Annotated in this window: 16 protein-coding genes and 1 pseudogene; 11 read left to right on the plus strand and 6 right to left on the minus strand. The window is 69.5% G+C overall.

What is annotated here, in order from left to right:
• On the minus strand, positions 1 to 780 hold a 780-nt coding region (locus tag U9978_RS02360; protein ID WP_322759363.1), incomplete at its 3' end, for a methylenetetrahydrofolate reductase.
• A 134-nt stretch (positions 781 to 914) separates the two neighbouring features.
• Positions 915 to 1,601: a hypothetical protein gene (locus U9978_RS02365; RefSeq protein WP_322759364.1), complete on the minus strand. Its 687-nt coding sequence runs from the start codon at positions 1,599 to 1,601 to the stop codon at positions 915 to 917.
• 148 nt (positions 1,602 to 1,749) lie between these two features.
• Between U9978_RS02365 and crtI the strand changes: the two genes are divergently transcribed.
• The 10 genes from crtI to U9978_RS02415 all read left to right on the plus strand — a co-directional run bounded on the left by crtI (position 1,750) and on the right by U9978_RS02415 (position 11,429).
• Complete coding sequence (gene crtI / locus U9978_RS02370; RefSeq protein ID WP_322759365.1) at positions 1,750 to 3,261, plus strand: phytoene desaturase family protein; 1,512 nt, start codon at positions 1,750 to 1,752, stop codon at positions 3,259 to 3,261.
• A 169-nt stretch (positions 3,262 to 3,430) separates the two neighbouring features.
• A complete protein-coding gene (locus U9978_RS02375) occupies positions 3,431 to 4,636 on the plus strand; it encodes a MoxR family ATPase (protein WP_322759366.1) in 1,206 nt (401 codons plus the stop codon).
• The gene (locus U9978_RS02380; RefSeq protein ID WP_322759367.1) at positions 4,633 to 5,646 is read left to right on the plus strand and encodes a DUF58 domain-containing protein; all 1,014 of its coding nucleotides are present in this window, start codon (positions 4,633 to 4,635) and stop codon (positions 5,644 to 5,646) included. Before U9978_RS02375 ends, U9978_RS02380 begins: the two co-directional genes overlap by 4 nt.
• Complete coding sequence (locus U9978_RS02385; protein ID WP_322759368.1) at positions 5,643 to 6,602, plus strand: VWA domain-containing protein; 960 nt, start codon at positions 5,643 to 5,645, stop codon at positions 6,600 to 6,602. The genes U9978_RS02380 and U9978_RS02385 overlap by 4 nt, the downstream gene beginning before the upstream one ends.
• Before the next feature lie 42 nt (positions 6,603 to 6,644).
• Entirely contained in the window at positions 6,645 to 7,691 is a 1,047-nt protein-coding gene (locus U9978_RS02390; protein ID WP_322759369.1) for a phytoene/squalene synthase family protein, read from the plus strand.
• A gap of 108 nt (positions 7,692 to 7,799) precedes the next feature.
• Positions 7,800 to 8,747 (plus strand): glycosyltransferase family 2 protein, encoded by a 948-nt coding sequence (locus U9978_RS02395; protein ID WP_322759370.1) that lies wholly within the window; start codon positions 7,800 to 7,802, stop codon positions 8,745 to 8,747.
• On the plus strand, positions 8,699 to 9,475 hold the full coding sequence (locus tag U9978_RS02400; RefSeq protein WP_322759371.1) for an acyltransferase: 777 nt from the start codon (positions 8,699 to 8,701) through the stop codon (positions 9,473 to 9,475). Before U9978_RS02395 ends, U9978_RS02400 begins: the two co-directional genes overlap by 49 nt.
• The gene (locus U9978_RS02405) at positions 9,451 to 10,599 is read left to right on the plus strand and encodes a glycosyltransferase family 2 protein (RefSeq protein WP_322759372.1); all 1,149 of its coding nucleotides are present in this window, start codon (positions 9,451 to 9,453) and stop codon (positions 10,597 to 10,599) included. Before U9978_RS02400 ends, U9978_RS02405 begins: the two co-directional genes overlap by 25 nt.
• 265 nt (positions 10,600 to 10,864) lie before the next feature.
• The gene (locus U9978_RS02410; RefSeq protein ID WP_322759373.1) at positions 10,865 to 11,095 is read left to right on the plus strand and encodes a hypothetical protein; all 231 of its coding nucleotides are present in this window, start codon (positions 10,865 to 10,867) and stop codon (positions 11,093 to 11,095) included.
• Positions 11,082 to 11,429, plus strand: coding sequence for a type II toxin-antitoxin system PemK/MazF family toxin (locus U9978_RS02415; protein WP_322759374.1), 348 nt, complete (start codon positions 11,082 to 11,084; stop codon positions 11,427 to 11,429). Before U9978_RS02410 ends, U9978_RS02415 begins: the two co-directional genes overlap by 14 nt.
• Positions 11,430 to 11,778: 349 nt before the next feature.
• Here U9978_RS02415 and U9978_RS02420 read toward each other — a convergent pair.
• Positions 11,779 to 11,931 (minus strand): annotated as a pseudogene (locus tag U9978_RS02420) (TOBE domain-containing protein); the annotation flags it as partial.
• Between the two features lie 105 nt (positions 11,932 to 12,036).
• On the opposite strand from U9978_RS02420, the gene U9978_RS02425 reads away from it, so the two are divergent.
• Positions 12,037 to 13,755 (plus strand): ATP-binding protein, encoded by a 1,719-nt coding sequence (locus U9978_RS02425; protein ID WP_322759375.1) that lies wholly within the window; start codon positions 12,037 to 12,039, stop codon positions 13,753 to 13,755.
• Positions 13,756 to 13,786: 31 nt separating this feature from the next.
• Here U9978_RS02425 and U9978_RS02430 read toward each other — a convergent pair whose 3' ends face one another.
• From U9978_RS02430 to modA, 3 genes are read right to left on the minus strand one after another with little or no spacing between them, the layout of a single operon-like run.
• A complete protein-coding gene (locus U9978_RS02430) occupies positions 13,787 to 14,863 on the minus strand; it encodes an ABC transporter ATP-binding protein (protein ID WP_322759376.1) in 1,077 nt (358 codons plus the stop codon).
• Positions 14,860 to 15,729 carry an ABC transporter permease gene (locus U9978_RS02435; protein WP_416210829.1) on the minus strand — a complete coding sequence of 290 codons (870 nt, stop codon included), beginning with the start codon at positions 15,727 to 15,729 and terminating at the stop codon, positions 14,860 to 14,862. The genes U9978_RS02430 and U9978_RS02435 overlap by 4 nt, the downstream gene beginning before the upstream one ends.
• Before the next feature lie 41 nt (positions 15,730 to 15,770).
• Entirely contained in the window at positions 15,771 to 16,577 is an 807-nt protein-coding gene (gene modA / locus U9978_RS02440) for a molybdate ABC transporter substrate-binding protein (protein WP_322759378.1), read from the minus strand.
• Positions 16,578 to 16,620: the final 43 nt, after the last annotated feature.

Genomic DNA, 16,620 nt, shown 5'->3' on the forward strand with positions numbered 1-16,620 from the left:
GATCGCCTGTACCGCCACCGGGTCGTGGGCCACCTCGTGCAGCCGGCCGGCCAGATCCGCGGGAAACGCCGCGCCGGACAGTTGCGCCATCCGCTCGATCTGCGCGACGTTCGTCACGGGCATCACCCCGGGGATGACGGGCGCCTCGCAGCCGAGCCGGCGGACCCGCTCGACCAGGCGGAAGTAGGCGTCCACATCGAAGAAGAACTGGGTGATCGCGTAGTCCGCGCCCGCGGCCAGCTTGCCGACCAGGTGGCGGGCGTCGGTGTCAAGATCGGGCGAACGCGGGTGGCGGTCCGGGAACGCCGCGACCCCGACGCAGAAGTCGCCCAGCGACCGGACGAGGCGGACGAGGTCCTCGGCGTACTGCAGACCCTGCGGGTGCGCGACCCATGTCCCCCGCGGATCACCGGGCGGGTCGCCGCGCAACGCCAGGACGTTGTGCACCCCGGCTCCGGCGTAACTGCCGATCACCTGCCGCAGCTCGGACACGGAGTGGTTGACAGCCGTCAGGTGACCGATCGGTGTGAGAGTGGTGTCGGTCGCGATCCGTTCGGTCACACCGATGGTTCCCGTCCGGGTGGAGCCACCCGCACCGTAGGTCACCGACACGAAGGACGGATGCAGGGATTCCAACTCCCTGATCGCCGTCCACAGGTGGCGCTCCCCCGCAGGGGTTTTGGGTGCGAAGAACTCGAACGAGAACGACAGCCGACCGGATGCGAGGAAGTCCCGCACAGTCAGCACTCGAGGTTCAAGCCCGCTCCTGGCCGCCGTCATAGGCTCGAGGGTAGTGGGTGTCACCCTGCGACCACGCGACAATGCGCGCGCTGCCCCGAGGGGTCCGACGCGCCCGCGCCGCGTTCCGCCCGGGGCCGGGCAAGGGCCGGGGCGCGGGCCCGGGCCCGGGCAGCTCACAAGCGCACCGCGCCACCCGGGGCGGGGCTGCACACCCGTACCCGCCCGGACCGGCTGCGGGCCGAGACTGTCCGGGTCGCCGCCGGGTCAGCTGGAACGCTGACATCGACGGCACCGGCGTCCCCCGACTCGACATCCACGGCATACGGACCGCCCGGGACGACAACCGTGACCGCGCCGCTGTGGCCGTGCGCGCTCACCTGATCGGGCGGAGACGAGAAATGCAGGATGACATCTCCCAGGCGGCTGCGTGCGGTGACCCTGCTGCCGCCCAGCTCACGTCCGGCGATGGTGCCGGTGTCCGTCAGGAGGACGAGGTCGCCGTCGGATCCCCACAGCGTCACATCCCCGCGGTGCACCTCCGCTCGCACGCGGGTCGCCTTCGGCAGCGTCAGCCGGACCCGAGCCTCGCTGACACGGCCGTCGATGCGCAGCAGGTCGCCGCTGCGCGCCAGCGCCGGGCGGGTCCGCCCGACACGTCGGCGCACGGTCATCTCCAGGCGGGCGTCGACCCGGTCGGTCTCGGCGATCTCCACCCGGCCGGCGGCCAACCGAACCTCGACGGCAGCGACCCCCGCCACCGTCTGGCCGATCTCCGCCGGCGGCCGGTACAGCAACGCGAGGCCGCCGGCTGCCGCGCCCAACAGGACGACGGCCGTTACGACCACGACCACGGTTGTCATCCGTTCCCCGTTCTGTGAGCGCCTGGTTCTGTGAGCGCCTGGTTCGTCGCGAGCATGGTTCGTCGCGAGCATGGTTCGTCGCGAGCATGGTTCTGCCAGCGAATGCGATCCGCACATTCTCGCTGGTGGCGATCCCCTGAGGAGAAGGATGCGTACGGTCATCGGCCCGACCGACAGGATTGTGATCGTGGGGGCGGGCCTGGGCGGGCTGTCCACCGCCCTGCGGCTGGCCGGCGCCGGCCGGCAGGTCACCGTGGTCGAACGCGAGGACGTCCCCGGTGGGCGGACCGGGCAGCTGCGCATGAACGGCTACCGGTTCGACACCGGGCCGACCGTCCTGACCATGCCGGACCTGATCGCGGACGCCTTCGACTGCGTCGGGGAGAACCTTGACGACTGGCTGCGGCTGCGCCCGGTCGACCCGCTGTACCGGGCGCGCTACCCCGACGGATCCACACTCGACATCCACGCCGACCCGGACGCGACCGCCGATGAGATCGCCCGCGTGTGCGGGCCGGGGGAAGCCACCGGTTACCGCCGGTTCGTCACGTTCGTATCGCAGCTGTACCGGGCGCAGATGCGCGACTTCATCGACGCCTCGATCGACTCGCCGCTGGACCTGTTGCGGCCGTCCCTGGCCCGTCTGGTCGCCCTCGGCGCCTTTCGCCGCCTCGATGCGGTGGTCGCCCGGTACCTGCACGACGAGCGCACCCGCCGGGTCTTCTCGTTCCAGGCGATGTACGCGGGTCTGTCCCCCCACGACGCGCTCGCCGTGTATGCGGTGATCGCCTACATGGACTCGGTAGCCGGGGTGTACTTCCCGGTCGGGGGGATGCACGCCGTTCCGGTTGCCATGGCGCTGGCCGCCGCCAAACACGGAGTGACGTTCCGCTACGGCACCACCGTGACGCGGGTGGAGACCCGCGGTCGGCGGGCGATCGCGGTCCACACGGCGACCGGTGACCGCATCGCCGCGGACGTGGTGGTGCTCAACCCCGATCTTCCGACCGCCTATCGGGAGCTGCTGCCCACCTCCGTCACGCCGCGGCGGGTCCGTGACCTGCGCTATTCACCGTCGTGCTTCCTGCTGCTCGCCGGATCGAGCGCCGGCTACGACGACCAGGCCCATCACACGATCCACTTCGGACGGGCCTGGCAGCGCACCTTCGACGAGATCATCAAACGGGGTGAGCTGATGAGCGACCCGTCGTTCCTGGTCACCACGCCGACAATCGGCGACCCGTCGCTGGCCCCGGCCGGCCGGCACAGCTACTACGTGCTGTTCCCGACGCCGAACCTGACCGCGCCGCTGGACTGGTCGGTGCTCGCCCGACGCTACCGCGACGAAGTGGTGGAGACCCTTGAACGGCGGGGGTACGCCGGCTTCGGCGCCGCGATCGAGGTCGAGCACACGATCACACCCGCGGACTGGCGGGCCCGGGGCATGGCCGCCGGTACCCCGTTCGCCGCTGCCCACACCGTCGGCCAGACCGGTCCGTTCCGCCCGTCGAACCTGGCCCCGGGTCTGGACAACGTGGTGTTCACCGGTAGCGGGACCCAGCCCGGCGTCGGCGTGCCGATGGTGCTGATCTCGGGACGACTGGCCGCTGAGCGGGTAGTCGGCCGGGACCGGGCCTACCGCTCCCGGGCACTGCGCTGAACACCGATCCGAATCGACTGCCAACCGAATTGATCGCCAACCCACGCTGACCGCCAGTCCGATTACCGTGAAGCGAGAAATCCTGGATTTACCTTAAATCATTGTTCGAACTGGCTGACCACCCTCGTTTCAGGTCTCGATTCCCGGCATCCGCTGCGAGACTGAGGCCATGGACGAACGGCAGGCTCCAGCGACCGCGCCCACTGCGGACGGCCCCAGTCCCCTCGCGTCCGACTCCGACTCCGCCTCCGACCAGGGCGGGAAGGGCCTGGCCGACCCGGACACGATCACCGATGCCGATCATCTTGAACGTGCCCTCTTCGAGGTCAAGAAAGTGATCGTCGGCCAGGATCACATGATCGAACGAATGCTGGTGGCCCTGCTCGCCCGCGGGCACTGCCTGCTGGAGGGCGTGCCCGGGGTGGCCAAGACCCTGGCCGTCCAGACACTGGCGACGGTGGTGGGCGGAACGTTTGCGCGTATCCAGTTCACCAGCGATCTGGTCGTGTCCGACATCATCGGTACGCGGGTGTACCGCCAGACCCGGGAGATCTTCGACGTCGAGCTGGGCCCCGTCTTCGCGAACTTCGTCCTCGCAGACGAGATCAACCGGGCACCCGCGAAGGTACAGTCGGCGCTGCTGGAGGTCATGTCCGAGCAGCAGGTCTCCCTCGGCGGTGTCACCCATCGGCTGCCCGCGCCGTTCCTGGTGCTGGCCACGCAGAACCCGATCGAGTCCGAAGGCGTGTACCCGCTTCCGGAGGCGCAGCGTGACCGCTTCCTGATGAAGATCAACGTGCCGTATCCAAGCGGCGCAGAGGAGCTGGAAATCGTCCGGCGGATGGGCGTGGCGCCGCCCGAGGCCGAGCGTGTGCTGGACCCGTGGACCCTGATGAAGCTGCAGAAACACGCCACGGAGGTGTTCGTCCACCACGCGATCGCCGACTACGCCGTGCGCATGGTGCTGGCGACACGCTCGCCCACCGAGTTCGGGATGCCCGAGCTTGCCGGCCACCTGGCCTACGGCGCGTCGCCGCGCGCCTCACTCGGTCTCGTCGCGGCCGCACGGGCACTGGCGCTGCTGCGCGGGCGGGACTACGTAGTACCCGATGACGTCGCCGCGGTGGCGCTCGACATACTGCCGCACCGGTTGGTGCTGTCCTATGAGGCGCTGGCGGAAGGGTTGTCCGCGGACGCCATCGCCGAGCGCGTCCTGGCGGCCACCACACCGCCGCAGGTCGCTCCGCGCCAGCATGGCTACGGCGGGCGCTGGACCACGAACCCGCATGGCTTTCCCGAGTACCACGCCGAATACCAGGCGACATACCAGACGACATACCAGGCCACGGACCGCGGCCGGAAGGCGACCGCGTGAGCGCCTGGTGGTCCTCCTCCGGGTCAGGAACGGGCAGGCAGCTCGCCACGGATCCCTCGATCGAACGCACCCTGCGGCGTCTCGAGCTGACCGTCACCCGGCGTCTGGACGGGCTGCTGTTCGGTGACCACCTGGGCCTGGTACCCGGCTCCGGTACGGAAAAAGCCGAAAGCCGTACCTACCATGTCGGCGACGACGTCCGACGGATGGACTGGGCGGTCACGGCCCGTACCACCATCCCGCATGTGCACGACCTCATAGCCGACCGTGAGCTGGAGACCTGGGCGCTGGTCGACCTCACCGCCAGCCTGGAGTTCGGCACCGCGGCTTGTGAAAAGCGCGACCTCGCGATCGCCGCGGTCGCCGCGGTCGGCTACCTGACCGCACGCAGCGGCAACCGTCTGGGAGCGTATGTGCTCTCCGGTGCCGGCCCGCGGGTGCTACCCGCCCGTACCGGTCGCGACGGCCTGCGGGCCCTGCTGCGGACCCTGTTGGCGACACCGCGCACCGCGCTGGACCGCCCGGCCCGATCTCCTGACGTCTGCGCGACCACGAACCTCGCCGCGGCCGTCAACGGGCTGCGCAATCCACCCCGACGCCGCGGCCTGGCTGTGGTGATCTCGGACTTCCTGTCGACTGACATGTCGTGGGAACGGCCGCTACGCGCGCTCGCCGGGCGCCACCAGGTACTCGCCATCGAGATAATCGACCCGCGCGAACTTGAACTCCCACGGGTCGGGTTGCTCACCGTCATGGACCCCGAGACCGGCGCGATGCTGGACGTGCCCACCTCGTCCCGCCGCCTGCGCGAGTCCTACGCCCGCGCGGCCGCGGCACACCGCCGCGAGGTCGACGCGGCGCTGCGCCGGGCCGGCGCCGCCCACCTGGTGCTGCGGACAGACACCGACTGGCTCGCCGACATCGTCCGCTTCGTCCTGACCACCCGGCGAAGCCGCGGCGCGGGCCGGCGTCCGCAGGTCACCTCCCAATCGGCCGGGACGCCGCGATGACCTTCCTCGCCGGCCACTGGTTGTGGCTGCTGCTGGTGGTCGGCGCCCTGGCAGTGGCCTACGTGCTGCTGTCGATGCGCCGGGGTGTCTATGCGGCCCGGTTCGCCTCGGCCGGCCTGCTCGCGTCCGTGCTGCCGCGGCGCCCGCAGTGGTGGCGCCGCCATGTTCCGGCTGTTGTTCTGCTGCTCACCCTGGCCACCATGGTGTTCGCCCTCGCCCGCCCGGCGCGCACGGAACGGATACCCCGTGAACGCGCGACCATCATGCTGGCGATCGACGTCTCGAACTCGATGGCGGCCACGGACATCACCCCCAACCGGCTCGAGTCGGCCAAAAAGGGCGCCGAGGCGTTCGTCGATCAGCTGCCACCACGGATCAACCTGGGCCTGGTGTCGTTCGCAGGCTCCGCGGCGGTTCTCGTCCCGCCGACCACCGACCGCGAATCGGTGCGCGCCAGCATCCGCAACCTGCAGCTGGGTCCGTCCACCGCGATCGGCGAAGGCATCTTCGCCTGTCTGCAGGCCATCACCATGCTCGGCGATCAGGTCACCGCGGACGGCCAGACGCCACCCCCGGCGGCCATCGTGCTGCTCTCCGACGGTGAGACCCAGCGGGGGCGCCCGAATGCCGAAGCCAGCGAGGCCGCGCTCGGCGCCCGGGTACCGGTGGACACGATCGCCTACGGCACCCCGGACGGCACCCTCGACGTCGGCGGCCAGCAGGTTCCCGTGCCGGTCAACGATGCGGCGCTGCACGAGATCGCCCGGACGACCGGGGGGTCCTACCACCGGGCCACCTCCGGCGACGAACTGCGGTCGGTGTATCAAGGGCTCGGCAGCTCGATCGGATATCGTACCGAGTTCCATGAAGTCACCATGTGGTTCGTAGGATTGTCGCTGTGCCTCGGCCTGACCGCCGCAGCGCTGTCGCTGGCCTTCTCGTCCCGGCTCCCCTGACCCGAAAGAAGCGTCGGGATCCCTTGACCCGAAAGAAGCACTGTGCGCGCGCGTGAGCTGACCGCCGCCGGGATTACCGCACCGGAGTTGAGGCGCTCCTACCTGGAATGCCGCCGGCTCAACGCCGCCCATGGCCGCACGTATTTTTTGGCGACCCTGTTGCTACCCGCCTGGAAACGGCCCTATGTCCACGCGCTTTACGGATTCGCGCGCTACGCGGACGAGATCGTCGACGATCTCGACTCCACGCTCCCCGACCGGGAACGGGCGGCCTGGCTGCACGGTTGGATCGAGGAGTTCCTCGCCCAGGCACGCGCGGGCCTGCACGCGGGACATCTCACGAACGGCACGACCACTGCGGGTCCGACCACCACGGGTCCGACCACGGCGGGCGGGGGCACCGGCGCGCCATCGGTGCTACCTGCGGTCATCGACACGATCGGGCGGTGGGGCATCCCGCTTGAGTACTTCACGGCGTTCCTGCGATCCATGGCGATGGACCTCACCGTCACCTCCTACGCGACCTGGGAGGACCTGATGGCCTACGTCCACGGCTCGGCGGTGGTGATCGGCCTGCAGATGGTGCACGTCCTGGAGGCCACCGGTCCCGCCGCCCTGCCCTACGCACGCGATCTGGGCACGGCGTTCCAGCTCGCGAACTTCATCCGGGATGTCGGGGAGGACCTGCGCCGGGGCCGTGTCTACCTGCCGCGGGAGTCGCTGGACCTGTTCGGCGTGACCCCGCAGCACCTGCGCGCCGGTGTGGTGGACGGCCCGGTCCGCCGGCTGCTCGCGTTCGAGATCAGCCGCGCCCGGGAACTCTTCCGCGCTGCCAGGCCCGGCATCCGGCTGCTGCACCCGACATCGCGCGATTGTGTCGGGACCGCGTTCCAGCTCTACAGCGGCATTCTGGACGAGGTGGAACGCGCCGATTACCAGGTGCTGGACAGGAGGGTCAGCGTCGGGCTCGCCCGGCGCGTCGCTGTCACAGGCCCGGGAATCGTCCGCGCCGCCCATATCCGCCGAGTCCACCCCGACCCGGGCGTAGGTCCGCCGGGTGACGCCCCCTACTATCGGCCGGGGTTTTGACGAGTCATATCCGTCAGGGGGGAGTGACCCGATGCCTCGGGTTCTGCTGGGTCCTGCACGCGGCCGGGTCCGGCCCGGCCAGGTAACGTCAAGTGTCCAGATGGCCACATGCTGACACGCGACGGCGCTCCGGCGACCGGGGATGGCGTGGCCCCCGCTGCCACCCCAGCCCCAGCCCCAACCGCCGACGGGCCGGGCGCGGCACCGGTCAGCGTGGTGATACCGGCGCACAACGAGCAGGCGGTCATCGACCGTTGCCTGCGGGCACTGCGCACCGGAGCGCCCGCAGGCGCCCTGGACATCGTCGTGGTGTGCAACGGATGCACCGACCGCACGGCGGAGCTCGCCCGGGCTGCCGGGGCGCGGGTGGTGGAGACACCGCGTCCGGGCAAGGCCGGGGCGCTCAATCTCGGCGACGCGGCGGTGACGTCGTTCCCCCGCTTCTACGTGGACGCCGACGTGGTGGTGCGCGGTGACGTCCTGCTCAAGACGGCGGATCTGCTGCGCACGGACGCCGCGATGGCGGCGGCGCCCCGGCTGGCCGTCGACCTGACCGGGGTCAGCTGGCCGGTACGCAGCTTCTACCGGCTGTGGATGCGCCAGCCGTTCGTCGGCGACGGCCACGTCGGCTCCGGGGTGGTCGGCCTCAACGAAGCAGGGCGGGGACGGTTCGAGCACTTCCCCGAGATCATCGCCGACGATCTCTTCCTCTACACCCTGTTCAGCGCGCACGAGCGCCGGGCCGCCCGCCCCGGGGTGGAGTTCACCATCTTTCCGGCCCGGACCGTCCGCGCCCACCTGCACCGACTCGTCCGCGTCTATGCCGGCAACCTCCAGCTCGGCCAGACGGAGGCGAAGCCCGACACCAGCGCCAACGGCCGCAGCGGCTGGGCCCGGGTGGTAAAAGAAGATCCACGCAGAGCCGTCGACATACCCTGCTATGTCGGCATGGTGGTGCTGGCCCAGCTACTGGCCCACCGCAAGCTACGTCGGGGGGACGTGAAAACATGGGAACGCGACAACACCAGCCGGACCACCAGCGCGGGCGCAGCCTGAGCAGCGCGTTACGGGCGGCACGCTCGCTACTCGACCCGCTGGGCTATGCCCACCTCCTGCGGGTCGCGCACTTCTACGGCTACTCGCACGTGCGGCCGCGCCGCCTGCTGACCATGGGTCCCGGGGTGCGCCTGGCACCCAACGTCTCCATTCGCAACGGAGAGCGCATCACCATCGGCGCCGGTGCCGAGATCGGCGAACGCTGCTACCTGTGGGCCGGTGACTCGACCGGCCGTATCGACATCGGCGAACACGCGCTGTTCGCCCCCGAGGTCTTCGTCACCGCGTCCAACTACCGGACACCACCCGGTGTGCCCGTCATGCACCAGGACAAGGACGAACGCGACATCCGTATCGGCGCGAACGTCTGGCTGGGCGCCCGGGTGGTCGTCGTCGCGGGTGTCACGATCGGCGACGGATGCATCGTCGGCGCCAACTCGGTGGTGACCAAGTCACTGCCGCCGGATGCCATCGCGGTCGGCGCGCCCGCCCGGGTGGTCGGCCACCGCGGTGACGCGAGCACCGCAACGCCGCCCGTTGACGAGCGGGCCGTTGACCAACCGCCTGTTGACGAGCCGGCCGTTGACGAGCCGGGCTCAGACAAACCAGCCGGAGACGAGCCGGCTGGGAACAAACCGACCGCAGACCCGGTGACCGCAGACCCGACGACCGGCGCTCCCAGCGACAACGGACGGGGGACAGCATGGCCGTCGACGTCTCTGTCCTGATCATCTCCTACAACACCCGTGAACTCACCACCGCCTGCCTGGACTCGCTAGCGGGCCAAGGGGCGCGCGACGATCGTCAGATCGCGCACCCGGAGGCCGCAGTTTCCGGAGCGCTACAGGGCCAAAGGGCGCGCGACGATCGTCAGATCGCGCGCCCGGAGGCCGCAGTTTCCGGAGTGCTACAGGCTGCGCCGGACACCGTGAGCACCGAGGTGGTCGTCGTCGACAACGCCTCCAGCGATGACACCGTCGCCGTGCTCAAGGAGCGCTACCCGTGGGTGCGGCTGATCGAGCAGCCGACCAACCTCGGCTTCGCCCGTGCGGTCAACATCGCGGCGAGCGCCGCCGCCGGCCGCTACGTGCTGCTCCTCAACTCCGACACGGTGGTCATCGACGACGCGGTGGGCCGCCTCGTCGCCTTCGCCGAGCAGCATCCGCACCACGGGGTGTACGGAGGACGCACGCTGGCGCCCGATCGGACTCTCGACCCCAGCTCGTGCTGGGGTGCGCCCACGTTGTGGAGCCACCTGTGCTTCGGTCTCGGCCTGAGCACCGCACTGCGCGGCTCGCGCCTGTTCGACCCCGAGGCGCTCGGCGGGTGGCAGCGCGACAACGTCGCATCGGTCGGGGTGGTCACCGGCTGCCTGCTGCTGGTACGTCGGGATTTGTTCGCCCAGCTCGGTGGGCTCGACCCGCGGTACTTCATGTACGGCGAGGACGTCGACTTCTCGGTGCGGGCCCGGGCCGCCGGCTACGACCCGGTGATCACTCCGACGGCAACCGTGATCCACCACAGCGGCGCGTCGTCATCCCACCATGCCAACAAGACGATCCTCACGCTGACCGGCAAGACCACACTCGCCCGGACACACCGGACCGGCTGGCAGCGCACCTTCTGCCTCGCGATGCTCGCGCTGGGTGTGGTCCTGCGGGCCGGCCTCGCCATGGCCGCCGCCCGCGCCGGCCGCGGCACAGGCGGAAACCAAGGCAGCTGGCGGACGGTCTGGGCGGCCCGAGCACGCTGGTGGCCCGGCTACCCGCCCTACCCGGTCGACGCCCCGGGGCACCTGAGCACCGCACGCTCCCCTGCCGACGTCCCGGATACCGCTGTCTCCGGTCGGTAACCGGCCATCCAGGCTGTGATCCGGCCATCCAGGCTGTGATCCGGCCATCCAGGCTGTGATCGGCGCGAGTTTGTCGCTATGTACGTTCGGGAGCCGAAAAAGCGTACCCAACGACAAACTCGCGCCGATCATGTCGCCCGAAAGCGCCCGCCGACCGCGCGCCATCCATCGTCGTGTCACGTATGGTGACACGACCGAGGCAAGAGCCCCCCAGTAGCGGGCAGGCGGTAGGCATGGCGGTAGGACGACAGGTAGCATCAGGGGTATGAAAATCAGCATCAGTCTGCCGGACGACGATGTGAGTTTCATCGACGAGTTCGGTGCCCAGAGCAGCAACTCGTCGAGGTCCGCGGTCATCCACCAGGCGGTCGGGCTTCTGCGCGCGGCCAGCATCGAGACCGCCTACACCGAGGCCTGGGACGAGTGGGCCGCCACCAAGGACGCCGAACTCTGGGACGCCATTGCGGCTGACGAATTCGCCGATGCGTCGCGGTGACATCTACTGGGTCGATCTGGAACCGGTCCGAGGATCGGAGGCAAACAAAACCCGACCCGCGGTCATCGTGAGCAACGACGCCGCCAACCGTGCGGCCGGACGTGCCGGCCGCGGCGTGGTCACCGTCGTACCCATCACGTCCAGCACCGACCGTGTGTTCCCCTTCCAGGTGCTGCTCACGGCCGCAGGCTGCGGCCTGAGCGCTGACTCGAAGGCCCAGGCCGAGCAGGTACGAGCCGTGGCCGCGGATCGGATCGGCAACCGGATCGGAGAAGTCCCGCCCGCGACGATGGTCGCGCTGGACAACGCCCTGCGGCTGCACCTCGCGCTCTGAAGCGATAGCCCTCTGAAGCGATCGCCTGCCCTGACATCCGCCGACCCCCGGCGACGGTCCCGACAGCACCCGAATTCCGCGTTCTATGCGGACGGGGATGCCGACGCGGCTCAGACCGTGCTGGACCTGATCCCGGACGTGAAGCAGGCGAAGCAGGGAAGCAGGAACATCCTTGGGGGCGAGCCGCTGGTCCTCGTCGTAACCAAGGCTTTTTCGCCAACCGCGCCCTGACCCGCCTCCCGCCACGCACGCTGGCATCGGATCGAGCACGAACAGTAGCCATCGCACCCACAAGATCTGGACCGGCCGGTTGCTCCTGGAGTTGAGGGTAGGTCTCGACGTCGGTCGCCTTGAACGACGCCCACACGGTCACACCCGGTTCCAGGCGCAGCTCGGCGAGGGCGGCCGGGGTGACGTCTGCGAGCAGCGGGGGACGTAACCAACCCGGCCAATCCCCCACCAAAGCGGCCCGGGATCCGGACTCCCGCCAATCGTCATGCATCCCCGCCAGACTTGCATCCTGATGGAGTCCTGATGCATCCTGATGGAGTCCTGATGCATCCTGATGGAGTCCTGATGCATCCTGATGGATCCTGATGGAGTCCTGATGGACCGTAACACGGTCAACCAGATAATAGATGATCTTAATCGGCTCGGTCGCGACAGCTACCGGATCGAGGTGAAGCGGGCACGGGGCGGCATGCCGACGTCGCTCCACGAGACACTCAGCGCCTTCTCCAACGCCGACGGCGGCACGATCCTGCTGGGCATAGATGAGAAGGCGGGATTCGCCATCGTCGGCCTAGCCGAACCGGAACTCATTCTCAACCGTTTCGTCACGCTCTGCCGATCCATGGATCCGCCGATCGCCGCCGCTGTTGATCTCATTGACATCGACGGCATAAAGATCCTCGCGGCACAGGTGCCGTCCCTCCCCAGGGAACGGCGGCCGTGCCACCTCGCCGGCCGTGCGCCATGGGAGACGTCATTCGTCCGGATGGCGGACGGGGACCGCAAACTCTCGGCCTACGAAGTTCAACTCCTCCTGGAAAACCGCGCCGCAGTGAAGCATGACGCGACCGTCGTCTTCGACGCAACGATCGACGACCTTGATCTGGAACGAACGAAATCCTTCCTCGTTCGTGTACGAGAACAACGACCCATACTTTCACAACGCTCCGACCACGAGATCCTACGACTGTTGAACGTGCTACGGGAGACCGACGAAGGCCCCCGTCCGACAATGGCCGGACTTCTCACGTTGGGGGTTTTCCCACAGCAGTATCATCCCCAGCTGGACGTTACCGTCGCAGTTTTTCCGACACCAGATCCAGCCGTGCCGGGACCGCATGGGGAACGCTTTCTGGACAATCGTTCCATCGACGGTCCGATACCGGTCCTCGTCCGCGACACGATCGCAATGCTGAAACGTCACATGAAACAACGCAGCATCATCTCCGGGCTCTTCCGTGTCGACGAATGGGAATATCCGGAGGAAGTACTCCGGGAAGCGATCGTCAACGCCATCGTGCATCGCGACTATTCACCAGCGGCGCAAGGAGCCCAAGTCCAGATCGAGCTGTACCCAGACCGCCTTCTCATCCGCAACCCAGGCGGACTCTACGGGCCGCTGCACGTCAGGGATCTCGGCCTCGGTACCGTCCCAGCCTCGTCGCGTAACCCCGTCCTGCTCAAACTCCTGGAGGACACCCCGCTCGAAGCCGGCCGTACCGTGTGCGAGAATCGCGGGACTGGAATCGCCCGGATACGCACGTCGCTGACGGAGGCCGGCATGGAGCCGCCGACCTTCGACGACCGGATCGCGACATTCAGCGTCACCTTCCCGAATCACACCCTGTTGGACGGGGAAACACTGCAATGGTTGTCCGGGCTTGATGTCTCCGGGCTGAACCGCGCCCAATTCAGCGCGCTGGCGCTCGCCCGGCGGGGTGAGATCCTCACAAACGTCAACTACCGGACCGCCACGGGAGTCTCAGACTCAAGGACGGCGACCGCTCAGCTCCAGGAACTACGGGGGCGTGGCCTGCTCGTCCAGGAAGGCAACCGTGGCCAGGCCACTTACCGGCTCGGGCCGGGTACCGCGCGCCCCGCAGACGCCGACTCCGGGTCTTCGAACTATGAACAGGTCCACGCCACGTTGTCGACCACGCCGATGACCCGGCGCGAAATCGCCGAACGAACCGGCCTCACCGAGCCTCAGGTTCGTGCGGCCCTCGCCCGACTGCAGCGGAACGGGGCGATAGAACTGGTGGGTCCGCCCCGCTCCCGCCACGCACGCTGGCGTCGGATCGAGCACGAACAGTAGCCACCGCACCCACAAGATCCGGACCGGCGGGTTACTCCTGGAGTTGGGGGTAGGTCTCGACGTCGGTCGCCTTGAACGACGCCCACACGGTCACACCCGGTTCCAGGCGCAGCTCGGCGAGGGCGGCCGGGGTGACGTCTGCGAGCAGCGGGGGGACCGTGTCGACCGCCACCCGGGCCCGGTCACCCAGCAGTTCCAGCCCCGCGATCGGGCCGGCGAGGGTGTTGCGGGCGCTGCCGTGCGGCTCCTCGATCCCGAGGACGACGGCGGAGGGCCGCAACGCGGCCAGCACCGGCCCACCGATCGCGGTGTCCGCGATGGTCAGGACACCACCGCCGGCCAACCGTACCCGGCCGGCGGTGGCCTGCCCCCGGTAGAGGTTCAGCCCGACGAGCCTGGCCACGTAGTCGGTCCGGGGCCGGCGGGCGACCTCGGCCGGCGGCCCCTGCTGTACCACCCGGCCCGCTTCGATGATCACAATATCGTCGGCGAGCACCATCGCTTCGATCGGATCGTGGGTCACCAGCACCGACGGGCCCGCGAAACCGGTGAGGTGCCGGCGAAGATCCGCCCGGACGGCCAGCCGGGTGGACGCGTCCAGGGCGGCGAGAGGCTCGTCCAGCAGCAGTAGGCGCGGCCCGCCCGCGAGTGCTCGGGCCAGCGCCACCCGCTGGGCCTGCCCGCCCGAGAGCACACCGGGGCGGCGGTCGGCGAACTCGGCCAGGCCGAACGTCGCCAGCCACTGCCCGGCGGCGGCGCGGGCCGCGGCCCGGGACATCCCGCGGGCACGGGGACCGAAGGCGACGTTGTCCCGGGCGGACAGATGCGGGAACAGCAGATAGTCCTGGAAGACCATCCCGACCGCGCGCCGCTGCGCCGGAACGAAGATCCCGGCAGTCGGATCGTCCACAACCTCGTCGCCGAGGGTGACGCGTCCCCCGTCGACCGGCAGGAGGCCCGCGAGCACCCGCAGTAGCGTCGTCTTGCCCGACCCGTTCGGGCCGAGAACGGCCACCGTCGTCCCACCCGCTGCGGTCAGTGCGACCTCAAGAGTGAAACCGCTCGTACGCTCCACCCGCACCCGGGCCTGCAGGGCAGCGTCGTTCACAGTGCATTACCCGGCCGCAGCCAGCGGTCACGCAACAGCAGCAGAACGCCCACGGCCACCGCGAGCAGAACGAGGGACAGGGCGATCGCCGCATCCGGGTCGGTCTCCAGCGCGAGGTAGACCGCGAGCGGCATGGTCTGGGTCGTCCCCGGATAGTTACCGGCGAACGTGATCGTCGCACCGAACTCGCCGAGGGCGCGCGCCCAGCACAGCACCGCGCCCGCACCGAGCGACGGCGCGATCATCGGGAGGGTGACCCGGTGGAAGGTCACCCACCGACTCGCCCCGAGAGTGGCGGAGGCGTCCTCGAAGCGGCGGTCGGTCGATCGCAGCGCCCCCTCCACCGTCACGATCAGGAACGGCATCGCCACGAACGCCTCCGCCATCACCACACCGGCGGTGGTGAACGGCAGGGTGATGCCGAACCAGGCGTCCAGATGGCGGCCGACGATCCCGCGCCGGCCGAACGCAAGCAGCAACGCCACCCCACCGACCACCGGCGGCAGCACCAACGGCACCGTCACCACCGCGCGCAGCAGGCCCCGGCCGGGAAAGCTCGCGCGGGCCAGCAGCCAGGCCAGCGGCACGCCGACCAACAACGACAGCACGGTCGCGATCGTCGAGGTGATCAACGACAGTCGCAACGCCTCCCCCACCGCCGGGGTGACCAGCAGCGCAGGCAGGCTGCGCCACGGTGCCCGCAGAAGGATGCCGGCCAGCGGCAGCAGCAGGAAACCGATCGCGACAGCGCCGGCGACCACCAGCGGAACCGGCACCCGCCCGCCACCCCCGGACCGCTCACCCTGCCGGGCACGGACGCGGACGTGGACGGGGGAGCCTGAACGCCGCCGGTCCGCACGACCCAGGACACGACCCAGGACACGACGGCCCAGGAGCGGGACATGGCTCACGAACCGGGCGAGAACCCGGCCTTGGCCAGCACCGCCTGCCCGCCGGGCGACAGCACGAACGCCTCGAACGCCGCCGCCCCGGCCGGGTTCGGCGCCTTGGTCAGGGCAGCGATCGGATAGGCCGTGGAGGCGTTCTGCGCCGCGGGGATCGCGATCCCCTTCACCTTCGCGGCGGCGGCCTGCGCGTCGGTGACGTACACCATGCCGGCGTCGACCTCACCGAGTTCGACCATGGTCAGGACCGCCTTCACGTCCGCGCCGTAGGTCGTCGCCGTGACCGTGACACCCGCGTTGGCGAAGACCTTCGCGGCGGTCACCCCGCACGGGGCCTGCGCCTGACACAGCGCGACCTTCACCCCCGGCCTGGCCAGGTCGGCGATGGCCGCGATGGTCGCCGGGTTGTTCGGCGGGGTCACGATCTCCATCGAGTTCTTCGCGAACGTCGTCGGGTTGGCCGCCTGTCCGGCGGTCACGACGGTGGCCATGTTCGTCGCGCTGGCCGAGGCGAACACGTCCGCGGGCGCGCCCTGGGTGAGCTGGCTCGCCAGCGTCGAGCTCGCTCCGAAGTTGAACCTCACGCTCACCCCGGGATGCGCCGCGGTGAACTGCTTGCCGAGTTCGGTGAACGACTCGGTCAGCGACGCGGCCGCGAACACCGTCACCGTCCCGGTCAGCGCCGGTGTCCCCGCCGGCGCCGTCGACGGCGGGGCGGTCGCGTTGGAACTGGTCGTACTCGAACCACATCCCACCAGAACCGCACACACCAGTGCGCACAGCGCCCAGAATTTCGATCGCGTTCCCACGCATCCCCCTCAACGGAAAACAGCTGACATCCGCCGGCGCCGA

This window comes from Protofrankia sp. Cr2 (genome assembly GCF_963555885.1).
Classification (GTDB): domain Bacteria; phylum Actinomycetota; class Actinomycetes; order Frankiales; family Frankiaceae; genus Protofrankia.

Coding starts and splice junctions, on each gene's coding strand:
- U9978_RS02405 (WP_322759372.1), top strand. CDS start 9,451: ATGGCCGTCGACGTCTCTGTCCTGATCATCTCCTACAACACCCGTGAA.
- crtI (WP_322759365.1), top strand. CDS start 1,750: ATGCGTACGGTCATCGGCCCGACCGACAGGATTGTGATCGTGGGGGCG.
- U9978_RS02365 (WP_322759364.1), bottom strand. CDS start 1,601: ATGACAACCGTGGTCGTGGTCGTAACGGCCGTCGTCCTGTTGGGCGCG.
- U9978_RS02415 (WP_322759374.1), top strand. CDS start 11,082: ATGCGTCGCGGTGACATCTACTGGGTCGATCTGGAACCGGTCCGAGGA.
- U9978_RS02400 (WP_322759371.1), top strand. CDS start 8,699: ATGGGAACGCGACAACACCAGCCGGACCACCAGCGCGGGCGCAGCCTG.
- U9978_RS02395 (WP_322759370.1), top strand. CDS start 7,800: ATGCTGACACGCGACGGCGCTCCGGCGACCGGGGATGGCGTGGCCCCC.
- U9978_RS02425 (WP_322759375.1), top strand. CDS start 12,037: ATGGACCGTAACACGGTCAACCAGATAATAGATGATCTTAATCGGCTC.
- U9978_RS02410 (WP_322759373.1), top strand. CDS start 10,865: ATGAAAATCAGCATCAGTCTGCCGGACGACGATGTGAGTTTCATCGAC.
- U9978_RS02375 (WP_322759366.1), top strand. CDS start 3,431: ATGGACGAACGGCAGGCTCCAGCGACCGCGCCCACTGCGGACGGCCCC.
- U9978_RS02385 (WP_322759368.1), top strand. CDS start 5,643: ATGACCTTCCTCGCCGGCCACTGGTTGTGGCTGCTGCTGGTGGTCGGC.